This is a genomic window from Streptomyces sp. NPDC002499 (assembly GCF_053595415.1).
This window is the reverse complement of record NZ_JBSFXO010000021.1, coordinates 79644-86609: the sequence shown is the minus strand read 5'-3', so window position 1 is coordinate 86609 and position 6966 is coordinate 79644. Positions and strand designations below refer to the sequence as shown.

Here is a 6966-nt window from a genome sequence, read left to right as displayed (position 1 = left end):
TCGTAGCCCCGCGCGGAGCCAAGAAGCCGCCGCGGCATCTCGCCGATCTCACTCCCGCCGAAAGAACGGCTCCGCTGACGCTCCGCCAGATTCCCGCGCAAGCGCGGGAATCGAATTCCGCAAGCGGAATTCTGAATGCGTTTCAATTCGCGCAAGCGCGAATTGATAGAATCCCGCAAGCGGGATTCTTGGGGCTGGCTACAAGGGGCGGTGCATCACGCGCGGGTCTGTGTAGGGCTTGGGATTCCCAGCTACTACCCCTGCAACGGGTGTGACGGGGTGCCGGCCTCACGGTAGCGACGGGTTCCGCTGCGCTCCACCCTGAGCCCCTCCCCCATCCTCTGACTGTCCCGACGTGTTTACGAACGCCTTGTCAGCATATAGGGTAATCGGCCGTTCATGGATGAGATTGAGTCGGCTTTCACCCTCGGGCGCAGAAGTTAGTGCGCGGATTATGCATCATGAGTGATCACTGTGTAGAGTCTGGGATCAGATGCTACACCCCTACCGCCGCGCACCTTGCGCCTGGATTCCATTTGCTACGCGCTGCATTCCGCGAAAAGGAGAGCACGGGGCATGGCCGTGAAGTTGCGTGATCACCAGATCGAGGCCGTTGCCGCCATTGTGCGCGGTCTTGATGTTCCGCCGGGCGGTATTCCCTGGAATGGTCTTCGTGGGCAGGTGCACGCCGCGTGTGGGACGGGGAAGACCATCGTGGCTGCCGCGTCGGCGAGGCGGCTTGTGCCCCGGGGGCGTGTGCTCGTGCTGGTGCCGACGCTGGATCTTCTGGCGCAGACGGTGAGGGCGTGGGACGAGGCCGGGCACAAGGGGCCGGCGGTGGCGGTGTGTTCGCTCCAGGACGACCCGGAGCTGTGGTCGTTGAAGGTGCGCTCCACGACGAACCCGATCCAGTTGGCGCTGTGGCACGGCTCCGGGCCCGTGACCATCTACGCCACCTACGCGTCTCTGGGTGTTCTGGCGGAGGCTTTCGAGGGCGCCTACGGTCAGAAGCTTGATCGAGTAGACCTCGCGGTGGTTGATGAGGCCCACAGGACAAGTGGTTCGATGGGTAAGGCCTGGGCGGCCATCCATGATCAGAGCGTCATCCCGGCAGCACGCCGGCTGTACCTGACGGCCACACCGAGGATCTGGGAAGAGCGGCTCAACCGGGAGATTGCCGAAGGTGTCCGTGACCCGCTGCCGCGAGAGATGGCTGCGTCCATGGACGACGAGACCGTCTTCGGGGCCGTCCTCTACAAGCTCAGCTTGGCGTCTGCCGTCTCCCGGGGGCTGTTGGCGCGGTACCAGATCATCGTGCTGGAGCTGAAGGACCCGGTCGTCACCCCGGAGAAGCTGATGGGCGAGGGGCGGCACACGGAAGAGGTGCGCGGGCAGCGGCTCGGAGCCCTCCAGGCCGCGTTGCTGCACACGATGGGGCAGTACGACCTGTCGACGTGCATCACCTTCCACCACCGCACCATCGAGGCGCAGGCCTACGCGGAGGGCCTGGAGCGCGTGGCGGCCAAGCTGCACGCTGATCAGCCGGAGACGTACCCGGCTCGGATCTGGGCCAACTGGCTGTGCGGCGAGCACGTCCCCGAACACCGACAGAAGGTTCTCGGCTCGTTCGGGACCACGGCGCAGTGGGCCGTGCTCTCCAACTGCCGGGTCCTGGGCGAGGGTGTCGACATCAGAGCCGTGGACTCCGTCGCCCTACTCGACCCCAAGGGCGCGCCGCACGACATCGTCCAAGCCATCGGCAGGGCACTTCGTCAGAAGCCGGGACAGGGCAAAATCGCCTCCTTGATCGTGCCTGTCTTCCTCCAGCCCGGAGAGATGCCCGAGGATATGTTCACCTCGGGGTCGTATCGCCCGTTGGTGAAGGTCTTGGAAGGTCTGCGCGCTCACGATGAAGAAGCCGTCGAGCTGCTCGCCATTCCCCAGGAGCCTCAGAAGGATGTCGCCCAACCGTCCGTGAACATCAGCACGCCGCCCGAGGAAGGCGAAGCCGAATCACGGTTGCTGCTCCGTTTCGCCGCCCCACGCGACCCGGTGATGGTCGCCGACTGGGTCTCCTTCAACGTGATCGACACCGAACGCCAGGACTGGGCCCGCGCCTGGGCGAAACTGAAGACATACGTCGAACGGGTCGGAAACGCCCGAGTCCCCTACGGACACCGCGAAGGCGCCACACCACTAGGACAGTGGATCGCAGAACAACGACGCGCCTACACAGCCGGGCAGATGACCGGCCAACGCGCCCGTCGGCTCGAACAACTCGGCATGGTCTGGAGTCTCGCGGATGAACGCTTCCAGGAAAACCTCGAAGCCGCCAAGGCCTACTACGAGCAGCATTGGACGCTGTGCGCACCTCGGTCCGCGAGCATGCTGGATCGGCCGTTGGGGATGTGGCTCGCAAATTTGAGACGGCCCGGTGCGCTGGACGGACGCCCCGAATGGGAGAGGGCACTGCGCGAGGTCGATGAGCACTGGAACCCGGTGTGGTCGGCGGACTGGCAGCGGCACTATGCCGCTGTGCGGGAGCTGCTGTGCGATGAGGACCAGACCGATGTCCTGCCCGGTGTGACCATTCATGGCCAGGACGTCGGACGGTGGCTGCTCAAGCAGCGTCAGCACACGGTCTGGACAGGGTTGTTGAACGGGCAGCGCGAGCTCTTGGAGGCGATCGGCGTCGTACCACTGCCACCGGAGCTGGCGCCGCCCGCGAAGTCCCCCCAGGGTGCCCTGAGCGCCTTCGAGCGGGGTGTTGCGGCCTTGGCGCAGTACAAGGCCCGTACCGGCTCTGTGACAGTTCCCAGGAACCACGTGGAGCAGTTGGAGGACGGGGCCGAGGTCAAGCTCGGAGTGTTCCTGTCCAACAGCAAGAGCAGGCGCGCCAAGCTCGGTGCCGACAAACTCCAGCAGTTGGCAGGCCTGGGTCTGGAGTGGGCGGCGACCTGACATTGGCACTCGTGTGTCGGCGAGCCGTGCGGCCCGCCAGTGCGGCGCCCGATGCCCTCGCCCGCCGCCCGCACTCCCTCTGCTGTGGGTTCCCTGCTGGACGCCGCCGGCCCGTGGGCTGGACCGTCAGAAGGAGACGTCGAAGTAGTCGATGTCGTTGAGGGCGACTTCCAGGCCTGCGGCGCGGCGTCCGTTGTCCTTGAAGTACACCTCTTGCAGTCCTTCCGCGACGATGTCGCGTAGTTGCTGGTCGTTGGCGCCTTGTTCGCGGGCGTCGAACAGGCGGCGCGCGTATTCCGGGGGGAGGTGGACGGTCAGGCGCCGGAAGCGGCCGTCGTCGGTGGTGCCGGCTGGTGCGCTGTAGCCGAACCGGGCTCTGGTCTCCACGGTGATCCCGTCGGTGGCGGCGGCCTTTTGGCGGCGGCGCTTGCGGATGAGGGGCTGCCAGCGGGAGCGTACGGCGTGGTCGATCCGTTCCTGGATGTGGCGGGGCGGGTGGGTGCGGGCGCCGCGTCGGTAGCGGTTGACGGAGTCGGGGGTGATGCCGAGTTCGGCTGCGACGGCCCTGGTCGTCTTCAGCTGTTTCAGCAGGTAGCTGATCTGTCCTTTGAGGGTCTTGGGCGGTTGCCTGGTGAACGCTTCCCGGCCGGCGCGGTCCAAGGCTTCGTCGATGTCCCCCACGGTTCTACTCTCCTTCGTCGAACGTGGCGTCGTGGCCGTCGCCCTTGATGTGGCGGGCCGGGTTGAAGCCCTGCTCCATCAGGTCGACCGCCCACAGCATCGTCTGGACGCCTTCCAGCTTGGCCAGGCCCGGGGTGGATCCCAGGCGGAAGGCACCGGGTTGCGGCTTGCCGGATGCGGCGTAGGGCAGGAAGGCGAGGGGGCTGTCGCCGGGGCTGGGGTAGACGACGCAGTCGGACAGCACGGCCAGCGGGTACAGGCCCGTCATCTTCGCCATGTTGTTCAGCTTGCGGTGCATGTTGACCCGGGCTTTGGAGATGACGGCGGCGCGGATGTCGGGGCGCCAGGTCGGCCGCTGGAGGGCCGGCCATCGCTCGCCCTCCTTGTACTTCGTGCCCTGGGGGCGTTCACGCAGTTTGCCCACCCCTCCCTTCACGGTCGCCTTGATGGCGGCGAGTACGGCGGCCATCGCCGGGTCGGCCTGTTTGTGCTGCTCCATCGCTGCCAGGAACTGTTCGTCGGTGAGGCCTTTGGTGACGCCGAGGTCGGCGAGGGTGTCGATGTATGCGGTCTTGAGCCGGTCGTGCCACGGGTCCAGGTAGGCGCCGGTCTCGCGGCGCAGGTAGGCCTCGATCGGGTGGATGTTGTGGCCGAGTTCCTGGGCGTAGGCGACGGTGTGGGTCTGGTACCAGGCCGGTCCCTGCGGGCGTTCGCCGGTCGGTGTGAATGGCGACGGCAGGCGGGGGTCTGCCTCGATGTGGGAGAGGTCGACGAGCCAGGAGCCGGGGATCTTGGGGTTGAAGGCCGGGGTGTGGAAGTGGTCCGGGGCGGACAGGCCGACGACCAGGCGGGCCGCGGCCGCGAGGAAGGCGGTGTTGAGGTCCAGGCCGACGGCGAAGGGCAGCGTGCATTCCTGGTCCGTCAGCAGGTCGACGTCGCGCACCCATTGGTAGGCCTCCTCGTTGAGGAAGCCGCCCGTCCAGCCGGAGTTCACGACCACGGGGTGCTCGGGGGTGGCCTCCGGTGGCGCCGGGTCCATCGGTTCCGTCCCCAGTGAACCGGGGTTGTGTCCGGACACCCAGTTCCCGGTGGCCGGGTCCTGTACGGCTTTGGTGGGCGGGCGCAGTGCCGTCATCAGTTCCAGGCCGGAGACGGCGGTGGAGCCGCGCGGGGTGATGACCCGCATCGCGTAGGTGCCAAGGACGCGGGCGATGTCGGCCGCATCCATGTCCGTGACACCTGGCCACGACCGCTCGTCGAGGGCGTCCCACGACAGGACCGCGAGTTGTACGCACTGTCGCTGGTTTCCGGTGGCCTTGCGGTAGATGCGTGCCCACGGGCCGAATCCGCGCTGGGTGAGCTGCCATTTCGCCTTCGTCACCTGTTTGACGACCGGGTGGTCCTGGGGCAGGCGCAGCGAGCGGCGTTGCTCGTGGCCCTCCAGACGTTCGGGCAGTCCCAGTTTCACGGCGGCGGCGGCGGTGAGCACGATCAGCGGGTCGGAGTCCTTGCCGTGGCGGTTCAGTTTCGCTGCCCCCAGCCCGGACTCGCGCAGTGTCCACTGCACCAGTTCCGGGATGGTGGTCGCCGGGCAGTCCAGCACGATGCCGTCCGTGCCGTAGGCGCAGCCGTCACCGTCCAGTACAGCGAGGGGGCCGTGCGGGAATCGCGGGTCGGCAGCCGTCTTCGCCGCGGCCGGATGCCGCCGTGACGGAGGCGCCGGACGGATCGGGTGTTGAGGTGTCAGCGGTGCGGTGGTCTCCGGCTCCGGCCCGGCGGGAGGGGTCGTCCGAGGGGCCGGCTCCGGTCGGGGCGCGGGAGCCGGGGCGGGGGTGTGATGGGCGGGGTACTTCGCCGCCCATCCGGTCAGCAGTCGCTGGTACGCCTCCAGGCGTGGCGACTTGGGCTCCGAGCGGCCGTTCTCGTAGTTCTTCACCGATTGCGTGGTCGTCTTCAACGCCTGCGCCAGGCGGGCCTGCGTGATGCCCGCGGCCTCACGCAGTCGGGCTCGTTCCGCCGGAGACGGGAGCTGCGGCTCCTCCTCCAGCAGAGCGTCGACCGACGCGAACAGCTCTTCCTCGGATGCCATACGTGTCCACCTCCACCCCGGACACTAGCAGCCCTTACCCCTTCATTTAACTCATTCTCTTAACCCGATCGGGTTCTATTCGACCTGTCGGACCGGCGCAGGCAGGACGGTCCGTCCCTGGCCCGTGGGGCTGGGGCCGGTCTACGTGCGGTCGCTCCGGCTCCACCGTCCTGCGAGTGGCCGTCGAGGCCGGGGCGGGATGCTCGGTTCGGAAGCTCCGGTACGCAGGGCCACGAACTCTCGCGGGGCGCACCGACGCCCGCCGATGCCCCACATCCCCCGAGGGCACCGGCGGGCCTTCGTGCTGCGTGCAGCCGGTTCCCGTACGGCCCGCAGATCAGATCCTGTTCGTGGCGTGGGGGCGCGCGGCCGGCGGGGCCGGACCCGGTCGGTCGACCGGTCCGATCGCAGTCCTAGGGAGAGGCCGACAGTGAACAGCACGTGGTTTCGACGTTTCACCACGCCCGGGAGGGGGCCGCGGCTCGTGTGCTTCCCCCACGCGGGGGGCTCGGCGACGGCGTTCGTGGAGCTGGCGCGGGCGCTGCCGGCGGACTTCGATGTGGTGGCCGTGCAGTATCCGGGGCGTCAGGACCGGTATGCCGAGGAGCCGTTCACGGCGCTGGCCCCGCTGGTCGAGGCGGTGGCCGGGGAGCTGGCCCGTGTGCTGGCCGCGGATCCGGGACGACCGTACGCCCTGTTCGGCCACAGCATGGGGGCGCTTCTCGCCTTCGAGACGGCCCGGCTGCTGGCGCAGGGCGAACTGCCCGGCCCCCGGCGGCTGTTCCTTTCGGGCCGGGGCGGGCCGGGTGTCCGCAGGGGTCTTCTCCGCGACCATTACGACGATGCCGAGCTGGTGGCCGAGCTGCGCACGCTGGGCGGCACCGATCAGGACATGCTCGACAGTCCCGACGTGCTGGAGATGATCCTGCCGGCGCTGCGGGCCGACTACCGGCTCGTGGACGCCTACCGCTGGCAGGGGGGAGAGCCGCTGGCCGCCGGGATCACCGCCCTGGTCGGGGACAGTGATCCGATGGTGCCGGTCGGGGCGGCCCGGATGTGGCGGGAGCACACCGGCGGCGACTTCGCCCTCGAGGTCTTTCCCGGCGGCCACTTCTACCTCGCCGACCACGTCGGCGGGGTGGCCGCGGCCGTCACCGAGGGGCTGCTCGCCGACGCGGCCGCTTCCTGACGGTGTCTCACGCAGGGCCGCCGGCCAGGAGTCTCGCGATCCGGCG

4 protein-coding genes are annotated in these 6966 nt (G+C 68.4%); 2 read left to right on the top strand and 2 right to left on the bottom strand.

What is annotated here, in order from left to right:
- Positions 1-576 precede the first annotated feature (576 nt).
- Entirely contained in the window at positions 577-2961 is a 2385-nt protein-coding gene (locus ACWD5F_RS44340; RefSeq protein WP_451261812.1) for a Helicase associated domain protein, read from the top strand.
- A 126-nt stretch (positions 2962-3087) separates the two neighbouring features.
- On the opposite strand, the gene tpg is transcribed toward ACWD5F_RS44340, so the two are convergent.
- Positions 3088-3642 (bottom strand): telomere-protecting terminal protein Tpg, encoded by a 555-nt coding sequence (tpg, locus tag ACWD5F_RS44335; protein WP_451261811.1) that lies wholly within the window; start codon positions 3640-3642, stop codon positions 3088-3090.
- 4 nt (positions 3643-3646) lie between these two features.
- Positions 3647-5731: a telomere-associated protein Tap gene (tap, locus tag ACWD5F_RS44330; protein ID WP_451261810.1), complete on the bottom strand. Its 2085-nt coding sequence runs from the start codon at positions 5729-5731 to the stop codon at positions 3647-3649.
- Positions 5732-6215: 484 nt separating this feature from the next.
- Between tap and ACWD5F_RS44325 the strand changes: the two genes are divergently transcribed.
- Complete coding sequence (locus tag ACWD5F_RS44325) at positions 6216-6920, top strand: thioesterase II family protein (protein ID WP_451261809.1); 705 nt, start codon at positions 6216-6218, stop codon at positions 6918-6920.
- Positions 6921-6966 lie beyond the last annotated feature (46 nt).